The following is a 14,604-nucleotide window of genomic DNA, read 5'->3' as shown; positions in this document are numbered from 1 at the left end:
ACCAGGGCGGTCGCGGTGTCGAGCCCGCCGTCGTCGAGCAGCATCACCTCCACGCCGCGCTGGCGGGCGGCGCGGGCCGCGGCGAGCAACTCGGGGGTGGACAGCTGCGGCGCGCGGAGCTCGTCGCGCAGTTCGGCCTCGAGCAGACGGCACTCCTCGCGCTCGTCGGGCAGCAGCGGGACGGCCGTGGCGATGCGTTCGAGCATCGGGCGCGCGCGCCGGTCGAGGCGATTGAGCTGACGTGTGCGTTCGGCGTTCTGCGCGTCGATGCGCGCCTGCTTCACGGCGCGCGCGGTCGACTCGATCTCGAGCTGGTGCAGCGAGCGCAGGGTGGGGCGCATGATCGCGGCGAACGCGGCGGCGATGGCGACGTTGACCAGCGGCACGACCGCCTGCACATACGCGGTCGGTTCGCCGCCCGCGGCGACCACGACGGCGAACCAGGTCGCCGCGGTTCCCGTCCACGCCAGCACATTTCGGCCGCGCAGCACCAGAATCGCCAGCGCGCTGCCCGCGGTGTAGGCGGTCCAGACGCTGGTGTGCGCGTTCAGCTCGGCGCTCACCTGATCGCCGGCGACGAAGGTGGCGACCGCCCCGGTGGCCGCCACGAAGAGGGCGGCGTACTCGTGGATCGGCCCGGTGTCGAACGCGACGACGATGGTGGCCGCCGCGATGAGCACGGCGGCGGCGACGAGCGACACCGAGATCGGCAGCTCGGCCTTGCGCACGGAGCGGATCACCACGGCGGCGTCGGTGGCGAGCACCGCGGCGACGATGGTCACCATCGTGGCGCGGCGCTCGCTGAGCAGTCGGCCCAGGTCGCCGTCGTCAGGTGTCATCGGGCGCGTTCCATGCCAAGGTGATTCGGGTTCCGTCGCCCGGACGGGAGTCGATGGTGGCGCGCCCGCCCGCCTCGCGCACCCGTCGCACGATGCTCACGGTGAGGCCGAGCCGGTTGGCCGCGACGAGGGCCGGGTCGAAGCCCGCGCCGTCGTCGGAGATGACGACGGTGATGCCGGACGCGCCCGCCTCGATCGTCAACTGCCGGGCGACCGTGCGCCCCGGCACGTCCGCGTGACGCACACTGTTTCGCACCGCCTCGGCCGAGGCCTGGGCCAGCGCGCTGACCACCGTCGACTCGACGCGCAGGTCGGCTGAGCTGTAGTCGTGCCGAACCTGCACGCGCAGTTCGGCATCGGTGGCGTCGACCGCCTCCCGCGCGATCGCCTCGATGGCCTCGAGATCGGTGCACATGTCGGTGACCCGGCCGATGGCGGCGAACTGCGCCAGGGTCTGATTCGCCTGCCGCGCGAGCATGGCGGTGCCGCCGCCGCGGGAGGTGTCGAGCAGGGTGGCCAGCACCTTGTCGTGGATCATGCCCGCGAACCGCGCCCGCTCCCCGGCGCGCGCTTCGTCGGCCGCCGCGCGCGAGGCCAGGTGGTGTGCCCGCGCCCGTTCCTTGTCGAGCAGGCCGGCCGCGCGCCGGGCCGTGTCGGTGATGTAAACGAAGATCATCGTGATGCCGAGAATGCGAATCGAGGTGAGCGCGAACTCGATCCAGCCGAGGTCGCCGGTGGCCTGCCCGGTCGACGACGCGGCGAGCACGCCGACGCCGAAGACGTAGATCGAGGTCGCGGGCGTGCGCCAGGCCATCGTGGCCGCGACCCCGCCGAGCGGAACCAGCCGATAGATCCACAGCACGTCGTCGCTGATCTGTCCGGGCACCACCGCCCAGCCGGACAAGCCGACGGCCACCGCGAACAGCGCCGCGTGCGTCGCGGCGATCCTGCGCACGATCGGCAGCGGGGCCTGCAGGGCGGTGCCGGCCAGCAGCAGCGCGGTGCCGAACACGCCGACCATGGCCAACGCCGTCCACCAGGCCGGGAAATGCCGTGACTGCGCGGCGATCTCGGTGGCGTCGCCCGCCCCGAAGATCCACACGCCGACGCCGAGCGCGAACAGCAGGATGCGGTCGATCCGTTCGGCGGCCGCCCGAGTGAGCGAGCTGCGCTGGCCGCATCGGTTCGCCCACGTGGCAACGATGCGGCCGACCAGTGACGGCGGCATCGGGGTCATCGTGGTTCGCCGGCCTCGATTCTGCTCAGGTCGCGGCCCGACCGCCGCCTCGGGACGTACACGGCCCGCGCCTCGCGCTTGGGCCGCAGGTTGATCGTCAGCTTCATCGCCATGTCGCGGTCGATGCGCAGCGTGCCGCCGCCGAGCAGCAGCGCGGTGAAGATCTGCCCCTCGAGCAGGGCGAGGGCCGACCCGATGCACACGTGCTCGCCGGCGCCGAAGGGCAAGTAGGACAGGCGTTCCCACGACCGGTCGGCCTCCTGGGCGAATCGATCGGGGTCGAATCGCTCGGGATCGGGATACTGCAGGGCCGACCGGTGCATCACATACGGGGCGATGAACACGATGGTGTTCTCGGCGATCGCGTAGTCGCCGATCCGGGTCTCGCACGCCGCCTCGCGCAGGAACGCGGGGGAGGGCGGATACAACCGCATCGACTCCTTGAACACCTGCAGACAGTAGGGCAACTGCGCCAGATCCTCGGCCGTCGGCGTCGCGCCGCCGAGCACGCGGTCGACCTCGGCGCCCGCGCGTTCGGCGATGCCGGGGTGGCGCGAGAGCGCGTACGCCGTCCAGAACATCGCGTCGGCGCTGGTCTCGTGCGCCGCCGCCCACAGATTGAGCACCTCGTCGACGAGCCGCTCCTCGCTCATCGGCGCGCCGTCGCGGTCGCGCTGGGCGAGCATGGCCGAGACGATGTCGTCGTGCCGGTCGGGGTGGCGGCGGCGCGCGTCGATCATGCGCGCGGCCCAGTCGCGAACGAGCGCGAGGTCGCGAATGAAGTCGCGGTTGCGTTTGGTCGGAATGTTCAACGGCGCGACGATCGGCCGCGACATCGCCCGCATCTCCCAGTCGAAGATGCGGGTCGCCGCGTCGACCACGTCCAGGTGGTCTTCGAGCGGCTCATCGATCAACAGCCCGGCGACGACGTCGTGCATCATCGCCTGCACGCCCGCGAGCAGGTCGAGCTCGCCCGCGGCCTGCCATGTCCGCACATGCTTCTGCATGCGGGCGACCATCACGTCCACGTACTTCGGCACCCGCCGCGCGGTGAACAGCGGCGCGACCATCGCGCGCTGCGCGCGATGCACCTCGCCCTCGGAGATGATCAGCCCCTCGCGCAGCGCGGGCCACAGCGTTCCGGTCACCGCGCGCGCCCGCCGGAAGTCCGCGGCGCGCGACACCAGTACCTCGTTGATCTCCGTCGGCCCGGTGACCAGCACCGCCGGAAACAGCCCGATCCGAAATCCGGCGACCGGCCCGTGCTCGCCGGCCAGCCGCTGCATCACGGCCAGCGGATCATGGAACCAGCGCAGCGTGGTACCCAGACCGAGCACGCCACTGCGTCCGTGATCCAGTTGCTCGAATTTTTCCGCCCGATCATCGTTCACTGACGATTCCTCCCATGGTCGTCATCGAAGTCAGAGCGATTCGTCAGCCCCGCCGTCCATGTTCCGGACGTCTGACGAGCAGTCTCGTCTGGATGGTATGTCGGCATAGTGCCGTAGTCATGCCCGCAGAACTAGGGTGGCCAGCCGGTCCGGACGGTGTTAGTGCTGGTCGGCGGCGTGCGTCAGAAACATTCCAGCACAGGAAGTTCGGGCGCGCGAGGGTGCGAGGGGCAATGATAGGATCACTCATCTTAGTTTAGCTAAACAGTTGCTGGTCTGCGCGTTGCCTCACCTGATGAAGGAAAAACAACTCCATGGCTGTCATGCTGCACTCGGGAGAGCAGCGCGGTACCGGTGCGATCGAGAAGCGTCGTGCCCCGCGCGGGCTCGCATTGCTCGGCGCCGCGATCGTGCTCGCCTGCGTCTCCGTCGGGGCCTGGCTGGAATTCCTCCGGCCGAACTGGGACATGTACTGGCACCAGGTGGATCTGCAGGTCTACATGTGGGGCGGCTCGATGGCCGCACTGCATCCGGAGCTGCTGTACGACGGGCGCGGCCCACTCGGCCTGCCGTTCCTCTATCCGGTCTTCGCGGCGTGGATCTGCGCCGAGCTGGCCCAGTTCCCGATCAACTACATCGGCACCGGCATCGTGGTCATGACGCTCACCTCGCTCGGGATCAGCGTGTGGAGCGCCGGGGTGTTGCAGCGCCGGCGACGCGGGCTCACCCTGGTCGCCGTCACCATCGCGGTGAGCGCGGCCGGGCTCTGGCTCGAACCCGTCCAGCAGACACTGCAATTCGGGCAGCTCAGCGTGATTCTCATGGCCATGGTGCTCGCGGACCTCGCCATTCCGGAGAACCGTTGGTACCGAGGGATTCTGCTCGGCATCGCGACCGGGTTGAAGCTCACGCCCGCCGTCTTCGTCGTCTATCTGCTGATCACCCGGCAGTTCAAGGCCGCGATCACGGCCGGGGCCGCCTTCGCCGCCACGGTCGCGATCGGCTTCTGGTATCGGCCCGCCCAGGCGTGGGAGTTCTGGACGACGACGATGACGTCGCAGAACCGCATCGGGTTCGCCTATGTGCAGAACCAATCGATCAACGGGCTGTTCGGTCGGTTGCAGTGGTCGACCTGGCAGGACAGCTGCTCCTCGCTGGTGTGCGCCGGTGTGCTGGGGCTGGTCGGCATGGCCGCGGCCCGGGTCGCCTATCTGCGCGGGGACCGGCTGCTCGGCGCGCTGCTCGCGGCGACCGTCATGCTGCTCGCCTCCCCGATCTCCTGGACGCACTACTGGGTCTGGATCGTCCCGGCGCTGATGTGGGTGTTCCACGCGCTGCGCGACCGTCGCCTCGCCGTGCGCATCGCGGTGCCCGCACTCATCTATCTCTTCGTCTTCGCGTGGCCGATGCGCATCGATCGGGTCGGCTGGTGGGACCCCGACCTGCCGCTGCTGCCGCAGGGCCTGGTCTGGGCGGTACCCCAGACCAACGGTCGCGAATTCCATTGGAACCTCTGGGAATTCCTGCTCGGCGACTCCTACACCCTCCTCGCCGTAGCAGCCCTCCTCGCCGCGGGCACTTGGCTACTCCTGCACCGCCCGGCGACCTCCGGCATAGAACCCGACTCCGTACGCGTGGTGAGCTCCATAACCCCAAAGGATCTCGCGGCTGCCGACGCCGCGACCCCGGTCGGCACTGTTGTCCAGCAACAGGATTCGGTTCCCCTGTAGAAGGCGCTAGGGGAGGTCTTGTAGGGCTGTGCGGATGACTTCGAGGAACCAGGTTTGGGCGGCGTTGCGGCCGGGTGGGCGGCGGGTGTAGGCGGCGATCTCGGCGGGGTCTATGTGCCAGGGGAGGGTGAAGGTGCGGACTCGGTGGGTGTCGGTCATGGCTCGGGCGATGCGCTGGGGGACGATGGCGACGAGATCGGAGTCCTGCACGACGTAGGGGAGGGTGGCGAAGCGAGTGATGCGGACCGCTATCTGCCCTTCTAAACCGTGTGCCCGCAACGCGTTTCGCGGCGCGGGGTGGCCGGTGGTGCCCTCGACGACGATATGGCGCTCCGCGCGGAACTCGGCATCGGTCGCGGCGTCGCCGCGCAGCCGGGGGTGGTCGGTGGCCACCATTCCGACGTAACCCTCGGTGAACAGCGGCATCCGGTCGAGCCGCACCGAATCCAGTACGGGGCTGGCCACGATCGCGTCGACCCGTCCGCGCGTGAGCTGGTCGGTCGCGGTATCGATGTCGAACGCGTGCACCTGCAGGGTCGCGGCGGGCGCGCGGGCCGCGAGCTCGGCGAGCACCAGCGGCAGCGAGTTGATCTCGCCGAGGTCGGTGAGCCCGATCGAGAAGCTGACCGGCCCCGTGGCCTCGAATTGCGTTGCGGCGCCGATGGTCACGTCGAGCTGCTCGACGGCGGTGCGCAGCGACGGGTAGAGCCGCTCGGCCTCCGAGCTCGGGACGAGACCGCCGGGCCCGCGCGCGAACAACTCGTCGCCGAGGCGTCTGCGCAGCTTGCCCAGCCCATAGCTGACGGTGGGCTGGGTGACGCCGAGGACGTCGGCGGCCGCCGTCACGCTGCGTGTCTCGTACAACAGCACGAACGTCCGGATGAGGTTGAGATCGAACTCGGCGGCCATAGAACTCCTCTATACAGAACGGCAAAAACATCTATTGGATTTCTGATGTGGCCGATCGTAGCGTGATGGCAGTCACAATTGCTCGTCAGAATCGAAACCGCACATGCAGAAGTTGTTGTCGTGGTCCGCCGTGCTCTGCTGGCTGACCGTCCTGCTGGAGGGCTACGACCTCGTCGTACTCGGCGCCGTCATCCCCACGCTCATCGACCAGAAACACCTCGGATTCACCGCCGCCGGAGCGACTTTCGCGGCGACCATCTCGCTGGTCGGCGTGGCGATCGGCGCGACGGCCTCGGGGCCGATCGCCGATCGCTACGGCCGCCGCCGGATGCTGCTCAGCTCGATCGCGGTGTTCTCGCTGTTCACCGCCGCCGTGCCGCTGGCCGGGTCGGTGAGCGTGTTCGCCGCGTTCCGGCTGATCGCCGGGGTCGGGCTCGGCGCGTGCCTGCCGACCGCGCTCACCCTGATGGCCGAGCACATGCCCCCGGCGCGCCGCGCCTTCGCCAGCACGATCACCATGACCGGCTATCACACCGGGGCCGTGCTCACCGCGTTGATCGCCCTGCGCGTCATTCCGCACTGGCAGCCGCTGTTCTATGCGGGCGGCGCGGCCGGACTCCTTCTACTGCCGGTCATCTGGGCCAAGTTGCCGGAGTCGGCGGCTTATCTGGCGGCGAAGGACGCGCCGGCGCGGGTGCGGCCGACGGTGTTGCTGCGGCCGGTGTATGTGCGTGCGACGCTGGGGGTTTGGGTGGGTTCGTTCATGGGGTTGTTGCTGGTTTATGGGTTGAATACGTGGTTGCCGAAGTTGATGCGTGATGCGGGGTACAACATGTCGACGTCGTTGACGGTGTTGTTGATGTTGAATATCGGTGCGGTGATCGGGTTGCTGACGGCGGGGGCGTTGGCGGATCGGCGGGGGATCAAGCCGACGGTGCTGGTGTGGTTCGGTGCTGCGGCGGTGTTCTTGGCGGTGTTGAGTGTCAAGGTTTCGAGCACGGTGTTGCTGGATGCGCTGGTGCTGGTGACCGGCATCTTCGTCTTCTCCGCGCAGGTGTTGATCTACGCCTACGTGACGCAGGCTTACCCAGCCGAAATTCGCGCCACCGCTATGGGTTTCGCGGCAGGCGTCGGTCGTCTGGGTGCGATCTTCGGCCCGACGATCACCGGTTGGCTGATCGTGGTCGGCTCGGCGAATCCTTGGGGCTTCTACCTTTTCGCGGCGGTCGCGGGCATCGGCCTGCTCGCCATGGCCGCAGTGCCCCGGACCACCGTCGACGGACTCGTACCGGTCGAGACCGCCGAGGAGAAGGCCCGCGCGGTATGAGAACCACTCGAACCCAGGTGGCGATCGTCGGCGCGGGTCCGGCCGGTCTCCTGCTCTCGCACCTGCTGCACCGCGCCGGCATCGAGAGCATCGTCATCGACCACCGCGGGTACGAGGAGATCGCGGGCACGATCCGCGCCGGGATCCTCGAGGCGGGTTCGGTTCGGCTGCTGGTGAATTCGGGCGTCTCCGATCGGGTGCTGCGGGAGGGGCACCGGCACGACGGTGTCGTGCTGCGCTTCGACGGCGAGAACCACCGGATCGACTTCCAGGAGCTGGTCGGCGAATCCGTCTGGCTGTACCCGCAAACCGAGGTCTTCCTGGACCTTTCGGCGCGACGCGCGGCCGACGGCGGCGATGTGCGCTACGGTGTCGCCGACACCGTCGTCGACCTCGCCGGCCGCCTGCCGACGATGACGTTCACCGAACCGGGCGGCGGCCGGGTGCGCGTCGAGGCCGACCTGCTCGTCGGCGCCGACGGCTCCCGATCGATCTGCCGCCACGCCTTCCCGCGCGGCGCCCGCGACGAGTGGTTTCGCGAGTATCCGTTCGCCTGGTTCGGGTTTCTCACCGAGGCGCCGCCGTCGCACGACGAATTGATCTACACCCGTTCGGATTTCGGGTTCGCGCTGATCAGTCAGCGCACGGCGACGACGCAGCGGATGTACTTCCAATGCGACCCCGGCGAGCGTCCGCAGGACTGGGACGACGACCGCATCTGGACGGAGATGCGAAAACGCGTCAACGGCAATGGCTTCGAACTCCAGGAGGGCCCGATCGGGGCGAAGACGGTGCTGCCGTTCCGCTCCTTCGTCACCGCCCCGATGCGGCACGACACGCTGCTGCTCGCCGGCGACGCCGCACACACCGTTCCGCCGACCGGCGCCAAGGGCTTGAACCTCGCCCTGGCCGACGTGGCGGTGCTGTCGGAGGTGATCGCCGACTTCTACCGCACCGGCGACGCCGACGTGCTCGACCGGTACACCGCGCGTGCGCTGGAACGGGTCTGGCGGGCCCAGCACTTCTCCTACTGGGTGACCACCCTGCTGCACACCGTCGGCGGCGAGTCGCCGTTCGACGCGCGACGCCGGCGTGGCGAGCTCTCGATGATCACCGGTTCACGGTATGGCGCAGCGTATTTCGCCGAGGCCTATACCGGTTGGCAAACGACCTAGTCCCTGATAACGAAAGGAGTGACCGTGGCGCAGATTTCGTCCCTGGCCGACGCGGTGGCGGAGCTCGTGCACGACGGCGACCTCGTCGCCCTGGAGGGTTTCACGCACCTGATCCCGGTCGCGGCCGGGCATGAGATCATCCGGCAGCGCAGACGCGAGCTGACCCTGTCCCGGATGACCCCGGATATCGTGTACGACCAGCTGATCGGCGCGGGCTGCGCGGCGAAACTGGTGTTCTCCTGGGGCGGCAACCCGGGTGTCGGCTCGCTGCACCGGTTCCGCGACGCCGTCGAGCACGCGTGGCCGAGGGCGCTGGAGATCGAGGAGCACAGCCACGCCGGCATGGCCAACCGGTATGTCGCGGGCGCCTCCGGGCTGCCGTTCGCGGTGCTGCGCGGGTACGTCGGCACCGACCTGCCGGCGGTCACCGAGACCATCAAGCCCATCACCTGCCCGTTCACCGGTGAGCGGCTGACCGCCGTGCCCGCGATCAACCCGGACGTCACCGTCGTGCACGCGCAGCGGGCGGACCGGGCCGGCAACGTGCAGCTGTGGGGATTGCTCGGCGTGCAGAAGGAGGCCGTGCTGGCGGCCCGCCGCAGCCTGGTCACCGTGGAGGAGCTCGTCGACGAGCTCACGCCGGTGCCTGGCGCGATCGTGCTCCCGTCCTGGGTGGTGACCGCTGTCGCCGTGGTCCGCGGCGGCGCGAATCCTTCCTACGCCCACGGGTATTCCGAACGTGACAACGCCTACTACGCGGCCTGGGACGCGATCAGCCGCGACCGAGCACGATTCACCGACTGGCTCGAGGAACACGTGTACACCGATATCGCAGGGAGCGTGGCATGACCCGATCGACCTCCGACGAGATGATGACCGTCGCGGCCGCACGGGCGCTGCGCAGCGGTACCCGGTGCTTCGTCGGCATCGGATTGCCCTCCACCGCAGCGAATCTGGCGCGTCGCACGCACGCGCCCGATCTGGTGCTCATCTACGAGTCCGGCACGCTCGGATCCAAACCCGGCAGGCTGCCCGCCTCGATCGGCGACGGCATCCTCGCCGAGACCGCCGACGCGGTGATCAGTGTGCCGGAGGTGTTCAACTACTGGTTGCAGCCGGGCCGCATCGACATCGGTTTCCTCGGCGCGGCGCAGCTGGACCGGTTCGGCAATATCAACACCACGGTCATCGGCGACTACCGCAGGCCCAAGGTCCGGCTGCCCGGCGCGGGCGGGGCGCCGGAGATCGCCGCGTCCTGCGGGGAGGTGTTCGTCGTCGTCCGGCAGTCGCGTCAAACCTTCGTCGAGCGAGTCGATTTCGTCACCTCGTTCGGGCACGGGCGCGGCGGTGGTGAGCGGGCGCGGCTCGGGCTGCGCGGGGCGGGCCCTACCCAGGTCATCACCGATCTGGGCGTCATGCGGCCCGACGAGAACGGCGAATTGGTGCTCACCGCGGTGCATCCGGGTGTGACCGTGGAGCAGGTGCGGGCGGCGACCGGCTGGGAGCTGAAGGTCGCCGCCGACATCGCGGTCACCGAACCGCCGACCGAGGACGAACTCGCGGCCCTGCACACCTTGCAGGCGGCGTCATGAGCGGCGCGTTCCTCTACGACGGCGTGCGAACTCCGTTCGGGCGCTACGGCGGAGCGCTCGCGGGCGTGCGCCCGGACGATCTCGCCGCCCACGTCCTGCGCGCGCTCGCCGAGCGCACGGACCTCGATACCGCGGCGGTGGACGACGTGCTGTTCGGCGCGGCCAATCAGGCGGGGGAGGACAATCGCAATGTCGCGCGCATGGCCGCGCTGCTCGCGGGCTGGCCGACCTCGGTGCCCGGCTCCACCGTGAATCGTTTGTGCGGCTCGAGTTTGGACGCCGTGCTGCACGCCTCCAGGTCGATCGAGACCGGTGACGCCGCGCTCGTCGTGGCGGGCGGCGTCGAGTCGATGAGCCGCGCGCCGTGGGTGATGGCGAAGCCGCCCACGGGTTTTCCGGCCGCCGACGCGACGCTGCACTCGACCACGCTCGGGTGGCGTCTGGTCAATCCGGCGATGCCCGAGCGATGGACGGTCACGCTCGGCGAGGGCACCGAGGCGCTCGCCGACCGCTTCGGCATCGACCGCGGCGCGCAGGACGAGTTCGCCGCGCGCAGCCATCGGTTGGCCGCGAAAGCCTGGGACACAGGGTTTTACGACGATCACGTGGTGGCCGTGCCGGGCACGGAGCTGTCCCGCGATGAGCCGATCCGGCCGGACACCACGGTGGCGAGACTGGCCGCGCTGCGGCCGTCGTTCCGTGCGGCGGGGACGGTGACGGCGGGCAATGCCTCGCCGTTGAGCGATGGGGCCTGCGCCCTGTTGCTCGGCGACGAGACGCTCGCCGATCGGATCGGCGCACCGCCGCTGGCCAGGATCGCCGGGCGCGGCGCGGCGGGCGTCGACCCCGACCAGTTCGGCATCGGACCGGTTCAGGCGGCTCGAATCGCCCTGCGCCGAGCCGGAATCGAGTGGGGCGATGTCGGCGTGGTGGAGCTCAACGAGGCCTTCGCCGCGCAGTCCCTCGCCTGCCTGGCCGGGTGGCCCGAGCTGGACCCGGAGATCGTCAACGTCAACGGCGGCGCCCTCGCGCTCGGCCACCCGCTCGGGGCGTCGGGCGCGCGCGTCGTCCATCAACTCGCCCGTGAAATGCGGCGTCGCGGGAGCCGATGGGGGCTCGCCGCGCTGTGCATCGGCGTCGGTCAAGGCCTCGCCGTCGTTCTGGAGGCAACATCATGAAGACTCGACCCTCGCGACCGGGTTTCCGCCGCGATCGGGATATCCATCCGCCGTTGAACTTTCCCGACTACACGTCCACCGTGCTGCGGTATCCGCGTGAATCGCTGATCCTGTTGCCGCAGCGGCTGACCGAGCTGACCGGTCCGGTGTTCGGCTCGGACCGGCTGGGCCCCAACGACAATGACCTCACCGCTCAGCACGCGGGCGAGCCGATCGGTCAGCGGATCATCGTGCACGGCCGGCTGCTCGACGGCGACGGGAAGCCGATTCCGCACTCGCTCATCGAGATCTGGCAGGCCAATGCGGGCGGCCGGTATCGGCACGACCGCGACCGCTGGGACTGCGCGCTGGACCCCAACTTCGACGGCGCGGGGCGCACCTTCACCGATGGCGACGGTCGCTACGAGTTCGTCACCGTCAAGCCCGGGGCCTATCCGTGGCGCAACCATCACAACGCGTGGCGGCCCGCGCACATCCACTTCTCCGTGTTCGGGCAGGCCTTCACGCAGCGGCTGGTGACCCAGATGTACTTCCCGGACGATCCGTTGTTCTTCCAGGACCCGGTCTTCAACTCGGTGCCCGAGCACGCGCGCGAATTGCTCGTCAGCCGTTTCGATTACGTGCGCACCGAGCCGCAGCGGGCGCTGGCCTTCGAGTTCGACCTCGTGCTGCGCGGTCGCCACGCGACGCCCTTCGAACACGAGGGAGACGATGATGACTAGCCTGCGGAGCACTCCGTCGCAGACCGTCGGGCCCTTTCTGCACATCGGGCTGATTCGGGACGACGGGCCGTTCGCGGTGCCGGCGGAAACGCCTGGGGCGGTGTGGATCAGGGGGCGGGTGCTGGACGGTGCGGGTACCGCCATCGACGACGCGATGGTGGAGACGTGGCAGGTGGATCCCGGTTCAGACGAGAGTAGTTGCGGGCGGCGGGGTTTCGCGCGCAGTGATACCCGTTCCGGGAGCTACGGCATCTATACGGTCGTACCCGGTCCGGTGGGTGAGGGGGAACAGGCTCCGCATCTCGACATGTCGGTGTTCGCCCGCGGTCTCCTGCACCGGGTGGTCACCCGCGTCTACTTTCCCGAACACGCCGAGCGGCATCCGTCCGACCCGGTGCTGGCCACGGTGCCGCCGGAGCGCCGCGACACGTTGATAGCGGTGCGTGACGGGGACGGGTACCTATTCGACGTGCGACTACAGGGCGATCGCGAGACGGTGTTCTTCGATGTCTGAAACCGGACTGTTCGACGGCGTGCTCGCGGCGGGGCCCGTGGCCGAGTTGGTCGGGGATCGGGCCTGGGTGCAGGCGATGCTCGACTTCGAGGGGGCGCTGGCGCGGGCCTGTGCCGAGGCGGGAGTGATTCCCGAGCGGGCGGCGGAAGCTATCGAAAGATGCTGCCGGGCTGAGGAATTCGATATCGGCGCGCTCGGGGCGGATGCGGTGGGGATCGGCAATCCGGCCGGGCCGCTGGTTCGTCGGCTGACCGCCCGGGTCGATCCCGAGGCCGCCGGTTATGTGCATGTGGGCGCGACCAGCCAGGACGTCATCGATACCGCGGCGATGCTGGTGACCGGGCGAGCACTGGCGGCCCTGCGTGTGGATCTGCAGGACTGCGCGGCGTTGCTCGCACGACTGGCCGAGGAGCACGCGGGCACGGTCATGCCGGGGCGCAGCCTGCTTCAGCAGGCGCCGCCGGTGACGTTCGGGCTCACCGCGGCCGGGTGGCTCGGCGGGCTCGCGGCAGCGCTGGACGGTATCGACCGGCTCCGTGCTCAGCGCCTCGCGGTGCAGTTCGGCGGTGCGGTCGGCACCTTGGCGTCATTGCGCGGCAACGGCATTCAGGTGCTCGGTTCGCTCGCGCGCATTCTCGACCTCGCCGAACCGGTACTGCCGTGGCACACCGAGCGCAGCCGGATCGCCGAGACCGCAGGCGTGCTCGGCCAGGCCTGCGGCGCGGTCGCGAAGATCGCCCGCGACATCACGCTGCTCGCGCAGACCGAGCTCGCCGAGGTCTCCGAGCAGGGTCCACCCGGCAGCGGCGGCTCATCGACCATGCCCCACAAGCGAAACCCGGTCGCCGCCGTCCTCGCCGCCGCTGCCGCGGCCCAAGCCCCCGGCTTGGTCGCCACGCTGCTAGGTGCCGCCGCCCACGAACACCAGCGGGCCGCAGGTTCATGGCACGCCGAATGGCGACCCCTCACCGAACTGCTGCGCAGCACCGGCTCGGCCGTCCATTGGCTCCGAATCAGCCTGGAACGCCTCGAGGTACGCCCCCACCGCATGCGCGGCAATCTCGACCTCACCGGCGGCCAACTGCTCGCCGAGCACGTCGCGATCGAGCTGATGGCCGCCTCGCACGGGGAGATCGGCAGACAAGAAGCGAGTGACCGCGTCGCAGCCTGCTGCGGTCGCGCCGAAAGTACAGCCGGTGGCCTCGCGGACGCCCTCGCCGCAGACCCCGTCATCGGAGAGTTCCTGTCGCGCGATCGAATAGCGGCCCACCTAGCCCCGGCCACCTATCTCGGCTCCGCCGAAGCCTTCATCGACCGCGCCCTGACCCATTGGCAGCCGCGCTCATGAAAACGCAAGCGCGCCCGGCGAGCTTAGCCGCCGGCGCAGGCAACCAAGCCGTCGCACTCCTTCTGACAAACGCACGCGTGTTAGCGCGGCGAGTCGGTGTGCGGGGATCAGGATGCGTGCGGCAGACCAGCGAGTGTGGGTCGTGTGGTGGCCGGAAGTCCCGCACACCCTTTTGGTATACGCACGCGTGTTGGTGCGGCGAGTCGGTGTGTGGGAAACCAATGAGGGTGCGGGAGAGGGGATGATGCAATGACCAGCGTCGACTATGCGATCGATGGTGCGCCGACTGGGCCTCCGATCGTATTGAGCGGGTCGCTTGGGAGCGATATGCGGATGTGGGAGCCGCAAGTTCGCGCGTTCAGCGCAGCGGGTTATCGGGTTGTGCGCTATGACCATCGCGGGCATGGCCGTTCGCCTGTTCCGCCAGGGCCGTACTCGGTAGCGGACCTCGCCTCCGACACGCTCGCATTGCTCGACCGGCTGGGCATCGATCGTGCGCATTTCGTCGGGCTGTCCCTGGGCGGGATGGGTGGGGTTGTGGCTCGGGGGGAACGCACCGGAGCGGGTGCGTACCCTGACGCTGTGCTGCACCTCGGCTCAGCTCGGGCCGCCGAGTCTTTGGGCCGATCGTGCCGCCCTCGT

14 protein-coding genes are annotated in these 14,604 nt (G+C 69.4%); 10 read left to right on the top strand and 4 right to left on the bottom strand.

The window, feature by feature from the left end:
- From ON39_RS19085 to ON39_RS19075, 3 genes are all read right to left on the bottom strand, one after another.
- On the bottom strand, window positions 1-839 hold an 839-nt coding region (locus tag ON39_RS19085), incomplete at its 3' end, for a DUF8320 family protein (protein ID WP_051186798.1).
- Window positions 829-2,067, bottom strand: coding sequence for a sensor histidine kinase (locus ON39_RS19080; protein ID WP_157195495.1), 1,239 nt, complete (start codon window positions 2,065-2,067; stop codon window positions 829-831). The genes ON39_RS19080 and ON39_RS19085, both read right to left, overlap by 11 nt.
- 5 nt (window positions 2,068-2,072) lie before the next feature.
- Window positions 2,073-3,467: a cytochrome P450 gene (locus tag ON39_RS19075; RefSeq protein WP_040736202.1), complete on the bottom strand. Its 1,395-nt coding sequence runs from the start codon at window positions 3,465-3,467 to the stop codon at window positions 2,073-2,075.
- A 314-nt stretch (window positions 3,468-3,781) separates the two neighbouring features.
- Here ON39_RS19075 and ON39_RS19070 point away from each other — a divergent pair, with 314 nt between their 5' ends.
- Window positions 3,782-5,197 (top strand): glycosyltransferase 87 family protein, encoded by a 1,416-nt coding sequence (locus tag ON39_RS19070; RefSeq protein WP_040736200.1) that lies wholly within the window; start codon window positions 3,782-3,784, stop codon window positions 5,195-5,197.
- 6 nt (window positions 5,198-5,203) lie between these two features.
- Here ON39_RS19070 and ON39_RS19065 read toward each other — a convergent pair whose 3' ends face one another.
- The gene (locus tag ON39_RS19065) at window positions 5,204-6,106 is read right to left on the bottom strand and encodes a LysR family transcriptional regulator (RefSeq protein WP_040736198.1); all 903 of its coding nucleotides are present in this window, start codon (window positions 6,104-6,106) and stop codon (window positions 5,204-5,206) included.
- A gap of 103 nt (window positions 6,107-6,209) precedes the next feature.
- On the opposite strand from ON39_RS19065, the gene ON39_RS19060 reads away from it, so the two are divergent.
- From ON39_RS19060 to ON39_RS47380, 9 genes are all read left to right on the top strand, one after another.
- Window positions 6,210-7,433 (top strand): MFS transporter, encoded by a 1,224-nt coding sequence (locus ON39_RS19060; protein WP_040736196.1) that lies wholly within the window; start codon window positions 6,210-6,212, stop codon window positions 7,431-7,433.
- Entirely contained in the window at window positions 7,430-8,608 is a 1,179-nt protein-coding gene (locus ON39_RS19055; protein WP_040736194.1) for a 4-hydroxybenzoate 3-monooxygenase, read from the top strand. Before ON39_RS19060 ends, ON39_RS19055 begins: the two co-directional genes overlap by 4 nt.
- A gap of 24 nt (window positions 8,609-8,632) precedes the next feature.
- Entirely contained in the window at window positions 8,633-9,457 is an 825-nt protein-coding gene (locus tag ON39_RS19050) for a CoA transferase subunit A (protein ID WP_040736208.1), read from the top strand.
- Window positions 9,454-10,200 carry a CoA-transferase subunit beta gene (locus tag ON39_RS19045; protein WP_040736192.1) on the top strand — a complete coding sequence of 249 codons (747 nt, stop codon included), beginning with the start codon at window positions 9,454-9,456 and terminating at the stop codon, window positions 10,198-10,200. Before ON39_RS19050 ends, ON39_RS19045 begins: the two co-directional genes overlap by 4 nt.
- The gene (locus ON39_RS19040; protein WP_040736190.1) at window positions 10,197-11,378 is read left to right on the top strand and encodes a thiolase family protein; all 1,182 of its coding nucleotides are present in this window, start codon (window positions 10,197-10,199) and stop codon (window positions 11,376-11,378) included. The genes ON39_RS19045 and ON39_RS19040 overlap by 4 nt, the downstream gene beginning before the upstream one ends.
- Window positions 11,375-12,100: a protocatechuate 3,4-dioxygenase subunit beta gene (gene pcaH, locus ON39_RS19035; RefSeq protein ID WP_083894544.1), complete on the top strand. Its 726-nt coding sequence runs from the start codon at window positions 11,375-11,377 to the stop codon at window positions 12,098-12,100. Before ON39_RS19040 ends, pcaH begins: the two co-directional genes overlap by 4 nt.
- Window positions 12,093-12,614, top strand: coding sequence for a protocatechuate 3,4-dioxygenase subunit alpha (gene pcaG, locus ON39_RS19030; RefSeq protein ID WP_040736189.1), 522 nt, complete (start codon window positions 12,093-12,095; stop codon window positions 12,612-12,614). Before pcaH ends, pcaG begins: the two co-directional genes overlap by 8 nt.
- Window positions 12,607-13,962 (top strand): 3-carboxy-cis,cis-muconate cycloisomerase, encoded by a 1,356-nt coding sequence (gene pcaB / locus ON39_RS19025; protein ID WP_040736187.1) that lies wholly within the window; start codon window positions 12,607-12,609, stop codon window positions 13,960-13,962. Before pcaG ends, pcaB begins: the two co-directional genes overlap by 8 nt.
- Window positions 13,963-14,211: 249 nt before the next feature.
- A partial coding sequence (locus tag ON39_RS47380; RefSeq protein WP_169335896.1) for an alpha/beta fold hydrolase occupies window positions 14,212-14,604 on the top strand: 393 nt, incomplete at its 3' end.

The organism is Nocardia tenerifensis NBRC 101015 (assembly GCF_000308715.1).
Lineage (GTDB): Bacteria > Actinomycetota > Actinomycetes > Mycobacteriales > Mycobacteriaceae > Nocardia > Nocardia tenerifensis.
Note: the sequence above shows the minus strand (reverse complement) of the source record. Positions and strands in the feature narration are given on the sequence as shown.